The organism is Ruegeria sp. N7 (genome assembly GCF_056531345.1).
Window position 1 is genome coordinate 112,170 of record NZ_JBQFLR010000003.1, and the last position, 18,220, is coordinate 130,389.

The following is an 18,220-nucleotide window of genomic DNA, read 5'->3' on the forward strand; positions in this document are numbered from 1 at the left end:
GGGCTATGGCCGAGTTGGTGTTTCAACGCAAAACTAAACCGGGACCAAGGATACAGAATCCATTGATCCGAAGTCCTTTTATGGTCTAAGCGCGCAAGCATGGATCACTTTTTGTACCGCGACGGCGCGCTTTACGCCGAGGATGTCCCCGTCTCCGAAATCGCAGCCGCGGTTGGAACACCGTTCTACGTCTATTCCACGGCTACATTGCTGCGGCATTTCAAGCTGTTCGATGACGCGTTGGACGGCACCGATCATCTGGTCTGCTACGCGATGAAGGCGGCCAGCAATCAGGCGATCCTTAAGACATTGGCCCAAGCAGGTGCGGGGATGGACGTGGTCTCGGGCGGAGAATATCTGCGGGCGAAGGCGGCTGGTGTTCCCGGTGACAAGATCGTGTTCTCAGGTGTGGGGAAAACAGCGGACGAGATACGCATGGCGCTGAGCGGCGGCCTTCGCCAGTTCAATGTCGAATCCGAGCCCGAAATGGAAGTGATCAACGCCATTGCGCTTGAGCTTGGCGTGATCGCGCCGATTACCGTCAGGGTGAACCCGGATGTTGATGCCAGGACGCATGCCAAGATTGCCACGGGCAAGTCCGAGAACAAGTTTGGCATTCCGATTGCCCGCGCCTCGGAAGTTTATGCTCACGCCGCCGACCTGCCGGGGCTGGAGGTGATCGGCATCGACGTTCACATCGGCTCGCAACTGACCGAACTTGAACCGTATGAGTTGGCCTACACAAAGGTGGCCGAGCTGACCGAGCGCCTCCGCTCTGAAGGTCACAACATTAGGCGCCTCGACCTGGGCGGTGGTTTGGGCATTCCATACACCCGGTCGAACGACGCACCGCCCTTGCCGATTGAATATGGTGCGCTGGTCAAGAAAACACTGGGCCATCTGGGCTGTGAGATCGAGATTGAGCCGGGCCGCCTGATCGCGGGCAATGCCGGGATAATGGTCAGCAAGGTCATCTATGTGAAATCAGGCGAAGGTCGCGACTTTTTGATCCTTGATGGGGCGATGAATGACCTGATCCGGCCTGCAATGTACGAAGCGTACCACGATATCATAGCGGTGCAGGAACCGGCGGCTGGCGTGGAACAGCAAGCCTATGACATCGTAGGCCCGGTCTGCGAATCCGGGGATACCTTTGCCAAGCAGCGCAATATGCCACCGTTGAAATCGGGTGATCTGGTCGCATTTCGCAGCGCGGGTGCATACGGTGCGGTGATGTCCAGCGAATACAATACCCGTCCGTTGATCCCTGAAGTTCTGGTGAATGGTGATCAATTTGCAGTCATTCGTGAACGGCCAAGCTTTGACGAAATCATAAACCGCGATACCATACCATCGTGGCTTTGACGCGATAACCGCGCGGGCCCGTCCCGGAGGCCCGTCTTGACCAACAGTACGAACCTGCCCATTCCGCGCCTGTCCCTGTGGCTAACCCATCTTGGCATGGTGGCTGAACAGGTGCTGCGCGCGTTCTGGCCTGCGTTCTCGATTGTTCTGGCTTTGCTCGCCGCTCTGATGCTGGGGCTGCAGGATCATCTGCCCGTTGAAATCGTCTGGGGTGCTGGTGCGCTCTCGTTGATCTCTTTTGGTGTAGCATCCGTCCGCGGTGTCACGAAATTCAAACTGCCGTCCCGCGCTGATGCGCTGGCGCGGCTGGATGAGGCTCTGCCCGGTCGACCTATTCAGGCTTTGCTGGATGATCAGGCAATCGGTACCAACGATGGGGACTCGGTTGCCTTGTGGCAGGCGCACAAAGCCCGCATGGCACAGCGTGCGGCCACTGCTGAGGCTGTGAAACCAGATCTTCGGCTTGCGTCGCGTGATCCGTATGCGCTGCGCTATGCCGCTCTGCTGGCATTTGTCGTGGCGCTGATCTTTGGTTCGTTGTGGCGCGTGGGTTCAGTGGCGGACATGGCGCCGGGTACAGCCGTCGCTGGACAGGGCCCAACTTGGGAAGGATGGGTGGAACCCCCCAGATACACAGGTTTGCCGACCTTATATCTTGCTGATCAGACGGGGGCGGCGCTTTCTGTTCCCAAGGGCAGTCGCATCACCTTGCGACTTTACGGTGAGGTCGGTGCACATAGTCTGACCGAAAGCAGTTCTGCCAGCGGAACCGAGGCGGCAACAGACCCGGAACAGGAGTTTGTCGCCGAACGCTCGGGTCAGTTGCGCATTGATGGTCCGGTGGGGCGGGACTGGTCGGTGCAGGTCATTGACGACGCGGCTCCGCAGATTGCAGTTTCCGGTACCGCCGAGTCTGAAGCGGGCGGGCAGATGAAGCTGCCATTTTCCGCCAGCGACGATTACGGAGTGGTTTCGGGCTTGGCCCGGATCGAGCTGGATTTGGCGGCGATTGACCGTCGGTACGGACTGGCGGCCGAGCCAGAGCCGCGCGAGGTGATCGAAATTGAATTACCCATGCCGATCACCGGTGATCGGGCAGATTTCACCGAAGACCTGATCGAGGACTTCTCGCAGCATCCGTGGGCGCATTTGCCGGTCAGGATTACCTTGATGGCAACGGATGCAGCGGAGCAGCAAACGTCTTCGGATTCCTATGAGACGGCTTTGCCAGCACGGCGCTTCTTTGATCCGCTGGCGGCAGCCGTGATTGAGCAAAGGCGCGATCTGCTTTGGTCGCGATCCAATGCGCCTCGTGTCTCGCAATTGCTGAGGGCTGTGTCGCACCGCCCTGAGGATCTGTTTCGTTCTGACACAGCCTATCTGCGTCTGCGGGTTGTTCTGAGGCGATTGGAAACTTTTCATCGATACGGGTTGAAACCCAAACAACAGGAAGAGATTGCACAAGCCCTGTGGGACCTTGCCGTGGTGATCGAGGACGGGACGCTGGCGGATGCATTGGAACGGATGCGCCGCGCGCAGGAACGTCTGACCGAGGCGATGAAGAACGGGGCCAGCGATGAAGAAATAGCGGAGTTGATGCAGGAATTGCGCGAGGCGACGCAGGATTACCTTCAGCAACTACAACGTCTGGCACAGCAAGATGGAGAAGACGGCGAACGTCAGCCCGGCCAGAATAGTGAATCTTTGCAAATGACGCAGGATGACCTGCAGCGCATGATGGACCGTATTCAGGAACTGATGGAACAAGGTCGCATGGCCGAAGCCCAGCAGGCGCTGGAAGAATTCCAGCAGATGATGGAGAACATGCGTGTAACTCAGGGTCAGGGCCAAGGGCAGCAATCCGAAGGCCAGCAGGCCATGGAAGGTCTTGCCGAAACCCTGCGCGAACAGCAGGGTCTTAGCGATCAGGCCTTTCGTGATTTGCAGGAACAATTCAACCCCGGCGCGCAATCAGGTGAAAGCCAAGGGAACGAAGGTCGCAACGGCGGGCAAGGTCGGGGGCAAAGCCACGAAGGTCAGGGCGGACAAGGTGAAGGTTCGGATCAGGCTGGAGACGGTGAGCAGGGGCAAGGCTCGCTCGCCGACCGACAGCAAGCGTTGAGAGACGAGTTGGGTCGTCAGCAACAAGGTCTCCCCGGTGTTGGCACACCCGAAGGTGACGCCGCGCGCGAGGCGCTGGATCGGGCCGGGCGCGCCATGGACGAGGCCGAGCAGGCCCTGCGTGGCGATGATCTCGCCGAAGCTATCGACCGTCAATCCGAAGCGATGGAAGCGTTGCGCGAAGGGATGCGGTCGCTGGGTGAAGCCATGGCGCAGGAACAGCAGAACCAACCAGGGCAGGGAACGCAGGACGGCGACATGCAGGCCAACAACCGCGATCCTCTGGGCCGAAACCCAGGCGCTGCGGGTTCGATTTCAACCGACGAGAACCTGTTGCAGGGCGAAGACGTTTATCGCCGGGCGCGCGAGTTGCTGGATGAAATCCGCCGTCGGACCGGTGAAACAGATCGTCCCCAGATCGAGCTGGAATACCTCAAGCGGTTGCTGGAGCGGTTCTAGCCCTTAGTTCTGCGCACCGGATCCTGCCTGAGTTTCGAGCCAGATGCGCGCCTGATCCACCAGCGACACATATGAGCTGAGCAACGGATCGGCCTGCGGTACAGCCTCGCTGATCTGGCGGGCATTCCCGTAGATCAGGTACAGAACCACGCCGATGATCAGCATCAGCGCAAAACCGCGCAAGAACCCACCGGACTTGCGAGGCGCCTGCGCCTCATCTTCTGCCGGGTCCGACCGCATGCTCGAGTTGATGGCATCGACATCCGGCAGTGCATCCTTTTGCCCGGCATCTACGGCGGTTTCCGAAGTTGCAGGGCGTTTGGGCCTGACCTTAGGTTCTGGCGGTGCTTCCAGGCCCAGATCGGGCTGGCTTTCCAGACCACCGCCTTCCTGCGCACGTAACTCCGCTTCTCGTGCGGCTTCTTCTTTCAGGATACTGGCGACTGATGGGGCAACATTTCCTGTAGATGCAGCAGGTTTTTCAACCTCTGGCGCTGATTTATCTGCGGGCTCGGCGTCCTTCTGGGCCTCGACCTCGGTGTCCGATGTATCTGCCTCAACAGGCTTGTCCTCGGGCGCGTTCGGTTCATCCGTCGGCTCGGATGGATGCTTGGCCTGAAACCAGGTCTGATCGCAGTTCGAACACTGCACATCGCGGCCTTCCTCGGGGATGACCTCGTCAGGAACTTCGTACTGCGCAGTGCAATTCGGACATGTAAGACGCATACTGCCTCCTCGGCCGGATGAAGGGCCGATAATAGTTTTTTCAGGGATGATATTCCGTTAAGACCCAACAGCAAAGGGCGTTTTCGGTTTCATGGGCCAAGTGTCACCAATTGGACTCGGTAGAGCCATTGAAACCGTCGCCATGCTCGGGCAAGAAGAGCGGCAAAATATTGGGGGCACGTGTGATCGAGCTGGAAAATGTCAGCTATACCTACGGTGGTGGCGAGTTGCTGAGCGATGTCTCGGTTCAATTGCAGCCGGGGTCGTTCCATTTTCTGACCGGGCCATCGGGGGCGGGAAAGACGACATTGCTCAAGCTGTGTTACGGGGCACTGTTACCAACCTCGGGACGTCTCAGCGTGTTTGATCAGGATATCTCGGCCCTTGATCGGGATCAGCTGGCCGTGCTGCGTCGCCGTGTTGGCGTTGTTCATCAGGATTGCCAGTTCCTTGACCATATGACGCTTGCCGAGAATGTCGCCTTGCCACTGATGGTCTCTGGGCGCGGGGAATCGTCCGGGCAAGACAATCTGACCGAACTGCTCAGCTGGGTGGGGCTTGGTGCACGTCTCGAAGCGCGGCCACCGGAATTGTCCGGCGGTGAACGTCAACGGGCGGCTCTGGCGCGCGCCGTCATCCTGTCGCCCGATGTCATATTGGCTGATGAGCCCACGGGCAATGTCGATTGGGAGATGTCGCAACGTTTGTTGCACCTGCTGGTCGAGCTGAACCGTATGGGAAAGACCGTTCTGATTGCCACCCATGACCTGAGCCTGATCCGCGCGGCAAAAAGTCATGTTCAGGCCCGTGTTTTGCGGATTTCGCAGCGAAAGCTGCATCTGGCGGGGGCAGACCTGTGACTGGGGCTGATATCCAAAACCTGCTGCGCGGCGATACCCGTGCTGACCGCGTTGTTCCACCAACCGGCTACACCGCGCATCTGACGCTGTTTGTCGCTGGTGCTATGGCATTTCTTGCTGTTTTTGCTTTGGCTTTGTCCCTCGCCTCTGGCCGCATCGCGGATCGGTGGGCCTCGGAACTGGCGGGCGCTGCAACCTTACGCATCAACGCACCGGCCGAGCAGCTTGCTGCCCAGACAGAAGCGGCATTGACCGTCCTCAGCCAGACACCCGGTGTCGCGTCTGCCCGTGCGCTTAGCGCAGATGAACAAGCCGCGTTGCTGGCACCATGGTTCGGGCCGGACCTGCCGTTGGATACTTTGCCAATCCCGCAGCTGATTGAGATCATCGAGGGCGAACCGGGACTGGATGCGCTCGGGCTGCGATTGCGATTGGGGGCTGAGGTACCGGGCGCGGTTCTGGATGATCATACGCGATGGCGCGAACCGCTGGTCGATGCAGCGATGTCCCTGCGTCGTCTGGGATGGATATCAATCCTGCTGATCGGTGGCGCGACCGCTGCGATGATTACTCTTGCGGCCAACGCATCGCTTGCGGCCAATGCGCAGATTATCGAGGTCCTGCGATTGGTTGGCGCACAGGATGGTTTCATCGCCGGTGCTTTTGTACGGCGGTTTACCTATCGCGCGTTTTTCGGCGCCTCGGTTGGTACCCTGCTGGGAATGACAGGTGTCTTGCTTTTGCCCGAAGCTTCGGACGCGGGCGGGTTTCTGACCGGAGTTGGATTTCAGGGCAAAGACTGGGTATTGCCGGTTCTTATCCCCGTCCTTGGGGCAGCCGTTGCCTTTGTTGCCACATGGGCCGCGGCCCGACGCAAGTTGAAGGAGCTTTCCTGATGTTGATGGCAATTCAGTGGGTTCGTTCCCTCATCTTCATGATTGTGATCTATGCCTGGATGCTGATCCTTGGCATCGCGTTTCTGCCTTATGCGCTGTTTTCCAAAAACGGTGCCCTGAAAGCGTGCAAAACCTACGCCAAAAGCACCATGTGGCTGGCCCGGTGGATGGTTGGTATTCGCTGTGAGGTGCGGGGCAATGCCCCAACGAATGAAGTGGTCATCGGGGCCAAACATCAGTCGTTCCTTGATATCATCATGATTTTCGACGCCATTCCGCACGGCAAGTTTATCATGAAGCGCGAGCTGTTGTTCACACCGGTCATTGGCATGTATGCACGACGCCTTGGCTGTATCCCGGTCAATCGCGGCAAGCGCGGTGCGGCTGTGGCAAAAATGGTCAAGGACGTCTCAAAAGAGTTTTCCGAACCCGGTCAGCTGGTGATCTATCCGCAGGGCACGCGTGTGGCACCGGGAGTAAAGAAACCCTACAAGGTTGGTACAGCGGTCCTGTATGAAGGCCTTGGTTTTCCATGTGTTCCGGTTGCTACGAATGCTGGCGTGTTCTGGCCCCGCACAGGCGTGATGCGTAAGCCCGGCCTTGCCATTGTAGATTTTCTGGAGCCGATCAAACCAGGTGTTGCCCGCGATGAGTTCCTCGCGCGGTTGGAGGAAGTCATCGAAACACGCTCGAACGAATTGATGCGCGAAGTGGGGTTTGATCCTGATGGAATTCATTGAAAAAGTAGAAGATCTCGAGGCGTTGTACGGAACGCCGGGTGCTGCTTCGTTGCGAAAGGTCGTTCGACACTTAACTCCGCTCTATCGCAAGTGGATTGAAGCCGCGCGCCTTTGTGTTCTCAGTACAGTTGGTCCCGAGGGTGTGGACGGAAGCCCACGTGGGGACGACGGTGCTGTTGTGCGCGAATTGAACCCAAAAACACTGGCGCTGCCTGACTGGCGGGGAAACAACCGCCTGGACAGCTTGCGCAACATTGTTCGGGATCCGCGCGTTTCGCTGATGTTCTTTGTGCCGGGTTCTGACAATGTCGTTCGGGTTAACGGAACAGCCCGATTGACCGCAGACGCGGCATTGCGCAACCAGTTCGAAAAGGCTGGCAAGGTTCCGGCGACGGTTATCGTCGTGCAGATTGACGAGATTTACAGTCAGTGCGCGCGTGCACTGATGCGCGCCCGCACTTGGACTTGTGGCGACGAAAGCAAGGACCTTCCGACGATTGGGCAGCTTTTGTCGGAGGCGTCAGAGGGTGAAGAGGGCGGCGCGCAATATGACAAAGACTGGGCTGCACGCGCCGCCAAAACAATGTGGTAGGTAGCGGACGGTTGTTCAGTCAAGCTGCGGCGGCTCCGATTCTGGACACCTTTTTGATCCAGCGATCAACGCTGCCCGGTTTGGGATAGCTTGCGCCTGCAAAGTAAGTGAATCGCGTTGGTTTGAAGCCAACAAACCCGAGGATCTGGCCCCGAACCTGTCGAATAAGCGCTTGCCTGTACATCAGGCGCATGAACCAGCCCGGCGTATCTGAGGTCAGGATAACGCGTGCCGTGCGTCCGGTCAGCATCGGGGCTGGCAGGCCAGCCATCGTCGTGTTTCGGGTGTCGAATGTCCGCCCCGGTATGAACATCCGGTCAATCAATCCCTTGAGTTTTGCAGGCAGCCCGCCCCACCACATAGGTGTGGTCAGGACCAGATGGTCGCTCCATTCGAAGTCCTGCAACACTTGTTCCAGAACCGGTTCAAGCGGCTTGAAGTCGTGATAGTTGCCCTGACCGAAATCAAAATCGAATTGCAGGTCGCTCAGATGGACTATTCGGACATCATGTCCGTTTTTGCGGGCTGCCTCGCCATAGGTTTCTGCGAATGTGCGTGACAAGCTGCTTTCTGCCGGATGTCCATCGAGGATGAGGATTTTCTTGGGGTGCATCGGGGTTCTCCTAAAAATGACCGCGGTCAGTTTATAGAATCAAAAAATGACCGCGGTCAATATTAAATTTGACTACGGTCAAAAAATGTGCGATTGGGCGTTATGCAAAAAACGATCCAGAAACGTACCATCAAGACCCGCGCCAAGCTTCTATCAGCTGCGGAAGAGGTTTTCCGACATGGCGGATATGAAGCCTTGCGGGTGGATGAAGTTGTAAAGGCCGCGGGTGTTGCCAAGGGGACCTTCTTTGCACACTTCCGCGACAAGGATGCGCTGATGGAAATCTTGATAGCGGACAAGCTGAATGCTTGCCTGGATCAGGCCCGATCCGGTACCCCACCCAAAACGGTACCAGAGATTATCGCTTCGCTGGAACCGGTCCACGAATTCATGACGTCCGAACGGTACGTGTTCGATCTGTTGATCAGATACTCGGGGGCAACGGCAATCGCAGATATTGGGCCGATTGCCTATTGTTTTGAACGGTATTTCCGGGTCGTGATGATGTGGCTTGAAACCGCAGAGGTACGCAAGGATGTACCATCCGAGCTGTTGGCAGAAGGCGTGCAGGCCTTTGCCATTCAGGCCATGTCCTTACAGTATTGCGCGCTGCATTCAGCGACAACGTTCACAGACAGACTGGAAACATATCTGGATGCATGGCTGACCCCGGCAAGCTGATCGCCGCAGGGGTCAGGGGTGTTAGCTGTGGATCGGGCCGTCTCCGCAGGCCAGGGCAGCCTCGCGCACCGCTTCGGAATACGTCGGATGCGCGTGGCAGGTGAGCGCCAGATCCTCGGCAGAAGCACCGAATTCCATCGCCACACAAACCTCGTGGATCAGATCACCTGCGCCCGGGCCGATGATATGGGCACCCAGAATGCGATCGGTTTCCCTGTCGGCCAGGATTTTGACGAAACCATCAGAGGCAAAGTTGGCTTTGGCGCGGCCATTACCCATGAACATGAACTTGCCGACCTTATAGGCACGACCCTGTTCTTTGAGCGTCGCTTCGGTTTCACCGACATTGGCAACTTCTGGCCAAGTGTAGATCACGCCCGGAATCACGCCATAGTTCACATGACCGTGCTTGCCTGCAACCTGTTCGGCAGCGGCCATTCCTTCGTCTTCGGCCTTGTGTGCCAGCATCGGGCCTTCGGTCACGTCGCCAATTGCATAGATGCCCGGCACGTTGGTCTGCCAGTCGGCACCAACCTTGATCTGACCACGTTGGGTCATCTCGACGCCCAAAGCGTCCAGCCCCAGACCATCCGAATAGGGTTTGCGGCCTGTGGCAACCAGCACAGTGTCGGCGTCGATCACATGTTCACTGTCGTCTTTGAGCAGCTTGTAGGTAACTTTGGCCTTGGTCTTGGTCGCTTCGGTTTTCTGCACCGCTGCACCCATGATAAAGGTCAGGCCCTGTTTCTTGAGAATGCGCTGGAAGGTTTTTTGCACCTCAGGGTCCATGCCCGGCGTGATCTCCTTGAGGAACTCGATCACCGTCACCTCGGCGCCCAGGCGGCTGTAAACCGATCCCAGTTCCAGCCCGATCACACCCGCGCCGATCACAACCATTTTCTTCGGGACTTTGTTCAGCGACAAAGCACCGGTTGAAGTCACGACAACCTTCTCATCAACTTCAACACCGGGCAGAGAAGATGGTTCCGATCCAGAGGCGATGATAATGTTCTTGGTCTCGTGGACCTCATCACCCACCTTGACCTGACCTGCGGCTGGGATTGATCCCCAGCCTTTCAGCCAGTCGATCTTGTTCTTCTTGAACAGAAATTCGATGCCTTTGGTGTTGCCGTCGATGACCTCGTCCTTGTAGGCCTGCATCTGCTTCCAATCGACTGAAGGCGCTTTGCCCTTCAGGCCCATCTTGGCAAAGTTATGCTCGGCCTCGTGCAGCTGATGGCTGGCATGCAGCAGCGCCTTGGAGGGAATGCAGCCCACGTTCAGGCAAGTACCGCCCAGTGTTTCGCGCCCTTCGACCACGGCGGTTTTCAAACCCAGTTGAGCGCAGCGGATCGCGCAGACATAGCCGCCGGGCCCGGCGCCGATTACGATGACGTCATAATTTGCCATTACATTCTCCTAAATCGACCGGACGTTCCGGCGCTTCCCCGACCCGATTTGGCGGGTCGGAAATAGTCATTGTCAAACAGGTTCCAGCAGCTTGATCGAGATATGGGCAATTCCGCCCCGCTCGTGATGCATCGCCAATTCTTCGGAACCAAAGAAGGCTTTGGCCTTGTCCAGGTTTGTAACCTCGAACATCGCGATGGCGTGGTCTTTTTGGTTGGGGTCGCGCCAGACATGCAGGTCGCGGATACCCGCGGCCTTGCGCATCGGTTTGTCCTCGCGGAACACTTTCAGCCAGGCGTTGAAATCGGCCACGTCGGCTTGCCAAAGGACATGCGTTGCCATGCTTACAGGTCCATCAGCAGGCGGCGCGGATCTTCCAGCGCCTCTTTCACACGAACGAGGAAGGTAACGGCACCTTTGCCATCGACAATCCGGTGGTCATAAGACAGGGCCAGATACATCATCGGGCGGATCTTGATCTCACCATTGATGACCATCGGGCGGTCCTGGATCTTGTGCATGCCCAGAATACCCGACTGAGGAGGGTTCAGGATCGGCGAGGACATCAGCGAACCATAGACACCACCGTTCGAGATGGTGAAGGTGCCACCCTGCATCTCAGCCATGCTCAGCTTGCCGTCACGGGCGCGCTTGCCCTTTTCGGCGATGGCTTTTTCGATCGCGGCAAAGGACATGCTGTCGGCATCACGGATCACGGGAACGACCAGACCCTGCGGCGTACCGGCGGCAACGCCCATATGCACGAAGTTCTTGTAGACGATGTCGGTTCCATCAATCTCGGCATTGACCTCGGGCACTTCTTTCAGCGCGTGGCAGCAGGCCTTGGTGAAGAAGGACATAAAGCCCAGACGCACACCATGCTTCTTCTCGAACTGGTCTTTGTACTGATTGCGCAGGGCCATGACCTCGGTCATGTCCACCTCGTTGTAGGTGGTCAGGATCGCAGCGGTGTTTTGTGCGTCCTTGAGACGTTTGGCAATGGTTTGGCGCAGGCGGGTCATCCGCACGCGTTCTTCGCGGGCCTCGTCCTCGGCAGCCACAGGGGCGCGTGGGGCTTGGGCCACAGGGGCGGGCGCAGCCGCCGCAGGTGCCGGGGCTGAAACTGCTGCAACGGCTTTGGCTACGTCTTCCTTCATGATGCGACCGTCGCGGCCTGTTCCGGTGACCTGATCAGCCGACAGTCCGGCTTCGGCCATTGCTTTCTGGGCGGACGGTGCGTTTGCGACGTCTTTTCCGGTGCTTGTTGCTGCGGGCGCCGCCGCTGCTGCCTGTGCCGGCGCGGCTGCTGCACCAGCGGCAGCTCCGGAGATGACGGCCAGCTTGGCAGCCGCATCCACGGTCGATCCTTCTGGAGCAACGATTTCCGCAAGAACACCCGAAGTCGGTGCGGGAACTTCAACCGAGACTTTATCGGTTTCCAATTCGCACAGCATCTCATCCTGCGCGACGTTGTCGCCAACCTTCTTGAACCAGGTCGAAACGGTTGCCTCCGTCACAGACTCACCAAGTGTCGGAACCATCACGTCAACCGACCCACCTGATGCGGCAGGTGCCGCTGCCGGGGCTGCGGCTGGCGCCGGGGCTGCGCCTTCGCCCGCCGCAATCGTTGCCAGCAAGGCGTCAACACCGACGGTTTCGCCTTCGGCTGCCACGATTTCACCCATTACACCCGCTGCGGGAGAAGGAACCTCGACGGTGACCTTGTCTGTCTCCAGCTCACACAGCATCTCATCCATGGCGACCGCATCACCGGGCTTTTTGAACCAGGTTGCAACTGTGGCTTCGGTGACCGATTCGCCAAGCGTGGGAACACGAACTTCAATCGTCATCGCTTACTTTCCTTCAATGCTCAGCGCTTCGTTAACCAGCGCTTCTTGTTGGGCTTTGTGTTGGCTGGCCAGCCCCGTTGCGGGCGAGGCCGATGTGGCGCGACCGGCATAGGTCGGGCGAGTGTGTTTAGCATCGATACGGGACAGGACCCATTCGATGTTGGGTTCGATAAAGGTCCACGCACCCTGGTTCTTGGGCTCTTCCTGACACCAGACCATCTCGGCATTCTTGAACCGTTCGAGTTCGTTGATCAGTGAATGTGCCGGGAACGGATAGAATTGTTCGATCCGCATCAGGTAGATGTCGTCGATGCCACGCGCATCGCGTTCCTCCAGCAGGTCGAAGTAGACTTTGCCGGAACACATGACGACGCGCTTGATCTTGTCATCGGCCACCAGCTTGGTGTCAGAGTTGCCCTTCTGCGCGTCATCCCACAGCACCCGGTGGAAGCTGGACCCAGTGGTGAAATCATCCGCCGTGCTGACGGCCAGCTTGTGACGCAGCAGTGACTTCGGTGTCACCAGGATCAGTGGCTTCCGGAAGGTCCGGTGCAACTGACGGCGCAGGATGTGGAAATAGTTCGCCGGTGTCGTGCAATTCGCCACGATCCAGTTGTCCTGACCGCACATTTGCAGGAACCGTTCCAGACGCGCTGACGAGTGTTCCGGGCCTTGCCCTTCGAACCCGTGTGGCAGCAATGTGACCAGACCGGACATCCGCAGCCACTTGCTTTCACCCGAGCTGATGAACTGGTCGAACATGATCTGCGCACCGTTGGCAAAGTCGCCGAACTGCGCCTCCCACAGAACCAGAGCGTTCGGTTCTGCCAGCGAATAGCCGTATTCGAAACCCAGCACCGCGTATTCGGACAGCATCGAGTCGATAACATCGTATTGGGATTGCCCGGCACGGATGTTGTTAAGCGGGTAATACCGTTCTTCGGTTTCCTGATGAACAAACCCAGAGTGACGCTGGCTGAACGTGCCCCGCGTTGCATCCTGCCCGGCCAGACGCACAGGATATCCTTCGGTCAGCAACGATCCAAACGCCAGTGCCTCACCCGTGGCCCAGTCAAATCCTGCACCGGTCTCGAACATCTGCTTCTTATGTTCCAGCAACCGCCCAACGGTTTTGTGCATTGCGAAATCGTCAGGAGCTTTGGTCAGTGCGGCTCCGATTTCCGCCAGTGTCTCTGCCGAGATCGCTGTTTCACCCCGGACATAATCGTCCTTGTTCTTGTCAAGATGCGACCAGCGCCCATCCAGCCAGTCGGCCTTGTTGGGTTTGTAGTCTTTCCCGGCCTCGAACTCGTCGTTCAGGTGGGCCTGAAATGCGGCCTTCATATCTTCGATCTCACCTTCGGGGATCAGCCCGTCCTTGACCAGCCGCTCGGTATACAAGGAAAGCGTTGTCTTATGGGTCTTGATCTTCTTGTACATGATCGGGTTGGTGAACATGGGCTCATCGCCCTCGTTATGGCCAAACCGGCGATAGCAGAAGATGTCCAGAACCACGTCTTTATGGAACTTCTGGCGGAACTCGGTCGCCACCTTCGCGGCGTGAACTACCGCCTCGGGGTCGTCACCGTTCACATGGAAGATCGGGGCCTCGACCATCAGCGCGATATCGGTGGGATAGGGGCTTGAGCGGCTGAAATGCGGCGCGGTTGTGAACCCGATCTGGTTGTTCACCACAATATGCATGGTGCCTCCGGTTCTGTGCCCTTTCAGGCCGGACAGGCCAAAGCCCTCGGCCACAACACCCTGACCGGCAAAGGCCGCATCACCGTGCAGCAATATCGCCATGACCCTTGTGCGATCTGTATCGCCCAGTTGGTCCTGCTTGGCGCGGACCTTACCCAGAACCACCGGGTTTACCGCCTCAAGGTGAGAGGGGTTGGCAGTCAATGACAGGTGCACACTGTTGCCATCGAATTCGCGATCGCTGGAGGCGCCGAGGTGATATTTCACATCGCCAGAGCCATCCACGTCTTCGGGTTTAAAACTACCGCCCTGGAATTCGTTGAAAATCGCGCGATATGGCTTGCCCATCACGTTGGCCAGAATGTTCAGGCGGCCCCGGTGCGGCATCCCGATGACGATGTCACTGAGGCCAAGCGCGCCACCGCGCTTGATGATCTGTTCCATCGCCGGGATAAGCGCCTCGCCTCCGTCCAGACCGAACCGCTTGGTGCCCATGTACTTGACGTGCAGGAACTTCTCAAAGCCCTCGGCCTCGACCATTTTGTTCAGGATCGCCTTGCGGCCTTCTTTGGTGAATGCGATTTCCTTGCCATAGCCCTCGATCCGCTCCTTCAGCCACGCGGCTTCCTCGGGGTTCGAGATATGCATGTATTGCAGCGCAAAGGTGCCGCAATATGTGCGTTTCACGATCTCAACGATCTGCCGCATGGAAGCGACCTGCAATCCCAGTACGTTGTCGATAAAGATCGGGCGATCCATGTCGGCATCGGTGAAACCGTAAGTCTTCGGGTCCAGCTCAGGATGGGTGCTGGCAGCGCGCATGCCCAGCGGGTCCAGATCCGCGGCCAGATGGCCCCGGATGCGATAGGCCCGGATCAGCATCAGTGCTCGCAAACTGTCCAGCACGGCGCGTTTGATCTGGTCGTCGCTGACCTCGACCCCCTTGTCAGCCGCCTTGTCCTTGATCTTCTTGCCCGCCGCTTTGGCGTCAATCTCGGCCCATTCACCAGTCAGCGCACCAGTCAGGTCGTCTGCTGGCATCGGCGGCCAGTCGGTGCGCGCCCAGGACGGACCTTCGGCTTCGCGTTGAACATCGGGGGCATCATCGCCCATGGCATCAAAGAACGCGCCCCATGCGGCATCCACCGCACCGGGGTTCTTTGTGTATTGCGCATAAAGCTGCTCCAGATATTCGGCATTATGCCCCTGCATGAAGCTTGAGGCATGAAAGGCGGAATTGGGCGAATGTTCGGTCATAGGGCTACCTCTGTTGGGTTGGGACCGTATTGATTGGTGCCTGGCTGGCTGGGGCGTGTCAGCCACCATAGAACCAGGAGGGGCGACACCACCAGTACCAGTAGTGTCGGAAGAACGATGAGCAACGTGGCGCGGGTGAACAGGATATCCAGCCTGCCGCCATGCTGGAAATGAGAGGCCAGGCCGATACCAAAAACGAGCACAGCTCCGGCGCCAAGGATCAACAGGATCGGCAGCAGAGCATACAGCCCGCTGCGACCGGTATCGTGCATCCGCCGGAAAGCGACCGTCAAATGAGGAAAGAATACAATCAGGCCGACGATGCCCTGCACCGGTTGCGAGGACGTGGCTGACACGGATTTCGAGGTTTCGGTTTCCGTCACCGCGACCTGCGTGAAGAACTGCCAGTCGATGATCCCAGCGATGATGTTCCAGATCACGATGAACAGAAAAAAGAACCAGTATTCGGGCCGCGAAGCACGGCCCGAAAAGGTGAAGAACTTGGAGAAGCAGGTGCGTATGGCGTCGGAGAAGGTCATGCGGTCACTTCTCCATTTGGCACACCAAACCGGTTGCTCCCCGGCTCAGACGCGACAAGCATCATTCCGATGATATTTGCTGTTACCATCACACTCGCGACGAGTGCCGCTAGAAACATCGGCCCAAGGGTCAGGAATGCCAAGATCAGCCACAAAATTGGCCCACCTATCAATAAACTGAACAACAAGAAGACCTGGTGCCCAATCCAGATGAGTATAATTGGCATGAAAGGATACAGGGCCTGGTGACCATCTTCTCCAGTATCTTGTAACCGTCGGCTCATAGCCGCGAGCAAAGGGATAGAGGTTGCCATCACCACTATCAACCGCCCGATTCCCCAGCCGAAGGAAACACGCCAGTCAAGATGCAGAGTTACAATTATTGGCATCATAGCCGCCAAAGGTGCGAACCACCAAAACTCGGCGCGCGTAGCCCTGCCTGAAAAGACGAGTGCTTTTCGAATACCAGTCGATATGGCTTGTTTCGGCCCCATTAACACTCACTTACTCGGCGGCACTGCCGGGGCAGCGCCCGACCGCCCCATGGGCGGGTGCGTTGCACCCACCCGCAGTCGGGCGCTGCCCTCTGCACACATGTGCGACCGGCAGCCATCACTTACCCAATCGCTTCCAACACAGCCTCACCCAGCTGTGCCGGGCTTTCGGCCACGACGATACCGGCCGAGCGCATGGCTTCGATCTTGTCCTCGGCACCGCCTTTGCCGCCGGCGACAATCGCGCCCGCGTGGCCCATGCGGCGGCCCGGAGGGGCCGTGCGGCCTGCGATGAAACCTGCAACCGGCTTTTTGCGGCCTTTCTTGGCCTCATCGGCCAGGAACTGCGCAGCCTCTTCCTCGGCCGAGCCGCCGATCTCACCGATCATGATTATCGACGTGGTTTCGTCGTCCGCCAGGAACCATTCCAGCACGTCGATATGCTCAGTTCCTTTGATCGGGTCGCCGCCAATGCCCACACAGGTGGACTGGCCCAGTCCTACGTCCGTTGTCTGTTTCACGGCTTCATAAGTAAGCGTACCCGAGCGGGAAACGACACCCACGCTGCCGCGTTTGTGAATATGGCCGGGCATGATACCGATCTTGCAGGCGTCAGGCGTGATGACACCGGGGCAGTTCGGGCCAATCAGGCGCGACTTGCTGCCTTCCAGCGCGCGTTTCACCTTCATCATGTCCAGAACCGGGATACCTTCGGTGATGCAGACAATCACTTCCATCTCGGCATCAATCGCTTCGAGGATCGAATCCGCCGCGAATGGGGGCGGTACGTAGATCACCGATGCGTTGGCTTCGGTCACGTGCTTGGCCTCGTGGACCGAGTTGAACACGGGAAGGCCCAGATGCTCCATCCCGCCTTTGCCGGGGGTCACGCCGCCGACCATCTTGGTGCCATAGGCAATAGCCTGTTCGCTGTGGAATGTACCTTGCGAGCCGGTAAAGCCCTGACAGATCACTTTGGTGTTTTCATCGATGAGGACTGCCATTTTGTCCCTTTCTCTAGGCGGTGTGGGATTGATAGGGTTCAGCCGCTGGAAGAACCTGCGGCGCATAGGTGATTTTCTGAAGCGTGGCGCGACCAAGGGCCAGATCGGCCATCGTGCGCAGGCCGCTGCTGATTTCGGCGATACCGCGCCTGATTTTTTGGCGGACCAGCGGCCAGCCCGTAGGGCGTGCGCGGTGGGCACCCATCTGGATTTCGCCCGGCGCTTCGTTGCCTTGCTCGACCATCGCAGGAACCACCTGATAGACATTGACCCGACGCGCCGCAGCCGAGGCTGACGGGTTGAACAACAGGCCATCCAGCGTGATGTCATAGGGCTTTTGCGCCAGAAAGTGTTCTGCCGCTTGCCGGGTCAACGCATATGCGGCACCGCCGGGGTGGCGTGAGTGCATCAGGCGCAGTTCCCGACCCAGATGGGATGAGCTTTTGCGCTCAAGTGCGAGGTAAAGCTTTGTGCTGCGCCAGCGTTCGAACCGCACGATATCGGCATCCTCTGGCCACCAGGATGCATCGTTCAACCAATCCGCCAGTTCTGGCGACAGGAAAACATCATCCTCAAGTATCAAAGCCTGCTCCGCGCCAGAGGCGACAACGGCCTCCCACGCTTTGGCGTGACTGAGGGTGCAGGCCATGTCCTTGGTATGGAAATAACCCCAAGGTCCCTCAGACCGGCATTCACGCAGGAATTCCTCACGGGTGGCGGCGTCGCAATCAACAGCGTTGATGCGCGTTGCCGACAGGCCTGCCTTTTGCAGCTCCTGCGCCATCAAACGCGCCCGCCCGGTGGCGCGTTCTAGGCCTATGAGGAAGATAGGGATGGTCATGGGGTTACGATTCCAGTGAGATCAGGCAGCCTGCACCAACAGCGATCCGGTCCGCGAGCCGGTAAAGC

At 58.3% G+C, this 18,220-nt stretch carries 17 protein-coding genes; 7 read left to right on the forward strand and 10 right to left on the reverse strand.

Going from position 1 to position 18,220, the window contains the following annotated elements; all coding sequences use genetic code 11:
- Positions 1 to 99: 99 nt before the first annotated feature.
- Entirely contained in the window at positions 100 to 1,365 is a 1,266-nt protein-coding gene (lysA, locus tag ACR0ES_RS06545; protein ID WP_480869931.1) for a diaminopimelate decarboxylase, read from the forward strand.
- Between the two features lie 96 nt (positions 1,366 to 1,461).
- Positions 1,462 to 3,945: a TIGR02302 family protein gene (locus ACR0ES_RS06550; protein ID WP_480483367.1), complete on the forward strand. Its 2,484-nt coding sequence runs from the start codon at positions 1,462 to 1,464 to the stop codon at positions 3,943 to 3,945.
- Between the two features lie 3 nt (positions 3,946 to 3,948).
- Here the strand turns inward: ACR0ES_RS06550 and ACR0ES_RS06555 are convergent, their stop codons facing one another.
- Positions 3,949 to 4,671: a zinc-ribbon domain-containing protein gene (locus ACR0ES_RS06555; RefSeq protein ID WP_480486637.1), complete on the reverse strand. Its 723-nt coding sequence runs from the start codon at positions 4,669 to 4,671 to the stop codon at positions 3,949 to 3,951.
- 182 nt (positions 4,672 to 4,853) lie between these two features.
- Between ACR0ES_RS06555 and ACR0ES_RS06560 the strand changes: the two genes are divergently transcribed.
- The 4 genes from ACR0ES_RS06560 to ACR0ES_RS06575 are packed head-to-tail and all read left to right on the forward strand — an operon-like array spanning position 4,854 to position 7,759.
- Positions 4,854 to 5,531: a cell division ATP-binding protein FtsE gene (locus ACR0ES_RS06560; RefSeq protein ID WP_209506709.1), complete on the forward strand. Its 678-nt coding sequence runs from the start codon at positions 4,854 to 4,856 to the stop codon at positions 5,529 to 5,531.
- Positions 5,528 to 6,427 carry a cell division protein FtsX gene (locus ACR0ES_RS06565; RefSeq protein ID WP_480483124.1) on the forward strand — a complete coding sequence of 300 codons (900 nt, stop codon included), beginning with the start codon at positions 5,528 to 5,530 and terminating at the stop codon, positions 6,425 to 6,427. The genes ACR0ES_RS06560 and ACR0ES_RS06565 overlap by 4 nt, the downstream gene beginning before the upstream one ends.
- Positions 6,427 to 7,167, forward strand: coding sequence for a lysophospholipid acyltransferase family protein (locus tag ACR0ES_RS06570; protein ID WP_267363220.1), 741 nt, complete (start codon positions 6,427 to 6,429; stop codon positions 7,165 to 7,167). The genes ACR0ES_RS06565 and ACR0ES_RS06570 overlap by 1 nt, the downstream gene beginning before the upstream one ends.
- The gene (locus ACR0ES_RS06575; RefSeq protein ID WP_480483127.1) at positions 7,154 to 7,759 is read left to right on the forward strand and encodes a pyridoxamine 5'-phosphate oxidase family protein; all 606 of its coding nucleotides are present in this window, start codon (positions 7,154 to 7,156) and stop codon (positions 7,757 to 7,759) included. Before ACR0ES_RS06570 ends, ACR0ES_RS06575 begins: the two co-directional genes overlap by 14 nt.
- Positions 7,760 to 7,778: 19 nt before the next feature.
- Here the strand turns inward: ACR0ES_RS06575 and ACR0ES_RS06580 are convergent, their stop codons facing one another.
- Positions 7,779 to 8,372: an NAD(P)H-dependent oxidoreductase gene (locus ACR0ES_RS06580; RefSeq protein ID WP_480773337.1), complete on the reverse strand. Its 594-nt coding sequence runs from the start codon at positions 8,370 to 8,372 to the stop codon at positions 7,779 to 7,781.
- A gap of 102 nt (positions 8,373 to 8,474) precedes the next feature.
- On the opposite strand from ACR0ES_RS06580, the gene ACR0ES_RS06585 reads away from it, so the two are divergent.
- Positions 8,475 to 9,053 (forward strand): TetR/AcrR family transcriptional regulator, encoded by a 579-nt coding sequence (locus tag ACR0ES_RS06585; RefSeq protein WP_480773336.1) that lies wholly within the window; start codon positions 8,475 to 8,477, stop codon positions 9,051 to 9,053.
- A 21-nt stretch (positions 9,054 to 9,074) separates the two neighbouring features.
- On the opposite strand, the gene lpdA is transcribed toward ACR0ES_RS06585, so the two are convergent.
- From lpdA to ACR0ES_RS06625, 8 genes are all read right to left on the reverse strand, one after another.
- Positions 9,075 to 10,463, reverse strand: a complete 1,389-nt coding sequence (lpdA, locus tag ACR0ES_RS06590) for a dihydrolipoyl dehydrogenase (RefSeq protein WP_480773335.1) — start codon at positions 10,461 to 10,463, stop codon at positions 9,075 to 9,077.
- 72 nt (positions 10,464 to 10,535) lie between these two features.
- Positions 10,536 to 10,805: a hypothetical protein gene (locus ACR0ES_RS06595; protein WP_480773334.1), complete on the reverse strand. Its 270-nt coding sequence runs from the start codon at positions 10,803 to 10,805 to the stop codon at positions 10,536 to 10,538.
- Between the two features lie 2 nt (positions 10,806 to 10,807).
- Complete coding sequence (gene odhB / locus ACR0ES_RS06600) at positions 10,808 to 12,313, reverse strand: 2-oxoglutarate dehydrogenase complex dihydrolipoyllysine-residue succinyltransferase (protein ID WP_480869933.1); 1,506 nt, start codon at positions 12,311 to 12,313, stop codon at positions 10,808 to 10,810.
- Positions 12,314 to 12,316: 3 nt separating this feature from the next.
- Positions 12,317 to 15,274, reverse strand: a complete 2,958-nt coding sequence (locus ACR0ES_RS06605) for a 2-oxoglutarate dehydrogenase E1 component (protein ID WP_480869935.1) — start codon at positions 15,272 to 15,274, stop codon at positions 12,317 to 12,319.
- Positions 15,271 to 15,813 (reverse strand): DUF805 domain-containing protein, encoded by a 543-nt coding sequence (locus tag ACR0ES_RS06610; RefSeq protein WP_480558803.1) that lies wholly within the window; start codon positions 15,811 to 15,813, stop codon positions 15,271 to 15,273. Before ACR0ES_RS06610 ends, ACR0ES_RS06605 begins: the two co-directional genes overlap by 4 nt.
- Entirely contained in the window at positions 15,810 to 16,307 is a 498-nt protein-coding gene (locus ACR0ES_RS06615) for a DUF805 domain-containing protein (protein WP_480869937.1), read from the reverse strand. Before ACR0ES_RS06615 ends, ACR0ES_RS06610 begins: the two co-directional genes overlap by 4 nt.
- Before the next feature lie 122 nt (positions 16,308 to 16,429).
- Positions 16,430 to 17,311, reverse strand: coding sequence for a succinate--CoA ligase subunit alpha (gene sucD / locus ACR0ES_RS06620; RefSeq protein WP_209506539.1), 882 nt, complete (start codon positions 17,309 to 17,311; stop codon positions 16,430 to 16,432).
- Between the two features lie 13 nt (positions 17,312 to 17,324).
- Positions 17,325 to 18,152 (reverse strand): glycosyltransferase family 25 protein, encoded by an 828-nt coding sequence (locus ACR0ES_RS06625; RefSeq protein WP_480869939.1) that lies wholly within the window; start codon positions 18,150 to 18,152, stop codon positions 17,325 to 17,327.
- Positions 18,153 to 18,220: the final 68 nt, after the last annotated feature.

Coding starts and splice junctions, on each gene's coding strand:
- ACR0ES_RS06595 (WP_480773334.1), bottom strand. CDS start 10,805: ATGGCAACGCATGTCCTTTGGCAAGCCGACGTGGCCGATTTCAACGCC.
- ACR0ES_RS06570 (WP_267363220.1), top strand. CDS start 6,427: ATGTTGATGGCAATTCAGTGGGTTCGTTCCCTCATCTTCATGATTGTG.
- ACR0ES_RS06625 (WP_480869939.1), bottom strand. CDS start 18,152: ATGACCATCCCTATCTTCCTCATAGGCCTAGAACGCGCCACCGGGCGG.
- ACR0ES_RS06585 (WP_480773336.1), top strand. CDS start 8,475: ATGCAAAAAACGATCCAGAAACGTACCATCAAGACCCGCGCCAAGCTT.
- odhB (WP_480869933.1), bottom strand. CDS start 12,313: ATGACGATTGAAGTTCGTGTTCCCACGCTTGGCGAATCGGTCACCGAA.
- ACR0ES_RS06575 (WP_480483127.1), top strand. CDS start 7,154: ATGGAATTCATTGAAAAAGTAGAAGATCTCGAGGCGTTGTACGGAACG.
- ACR0ES_RS06615 (WP_480869937.1), bottom strand. CDS start 16,307: ATGGGGCCGAAACAAGCCATATCGACTGGTATTCGAAAAGCACTCGTC.
- lysA (WP_480869931.1), top strand. CDS start 100: ATGGATCACTTTTTGTACCGCGACGGCGCGCTTTACGCCGAGGATGTC.
- ACR0ES_RS06610 (WP_480558803.1), bottom strand. CDS start 15,813: ATGACCTTCTCCGACGCCATACGCACCTGCTTCTCCAAGTTCTTCACC.
- lpdA (WP_480773335.1), bottom strand. CDS start 10,463: ATGGCAAATTATGACGTCATCGTAATCGGCGCCGGGCCCGGCGGCTAT.
- ACR0ES_RS06580 (WP_480773337.1), bottom strand. CDS start 8,372: ATGCACCCCAAGAAAATCCTCATCCTCGATGGACATCCGGCAGAAAGC.
- ACR0ES_RS06550 (WP_480483367.1), top strand. CDS start 1,462: ATGGTGGCTGAACAGGTGCTGCGCGCGTTCTGGCCTGCGTTCTCGATT.
- sucD (WP_209506539.1), bottom strand. CDS start 17,311: ATGGCAGTCCTCATCGATGAAAACACCAAAGTGATCTGTCAGGGCTTT.
- ACR0ES_RS06555 (WP_480486637.1), bottom strand. CDS start 4,671: ATGCGTCTTACATGTCCGAATTGCACTGCGCAGTACGAAGTTCCTGAC.
- ACR0ES_RS06605 (WP_480869935.1), bottom strand. CDS start 15,274: ATGACCGAACATTCGCCCAATTCCGCCTTTCATGCCTCAAGCTTCATG.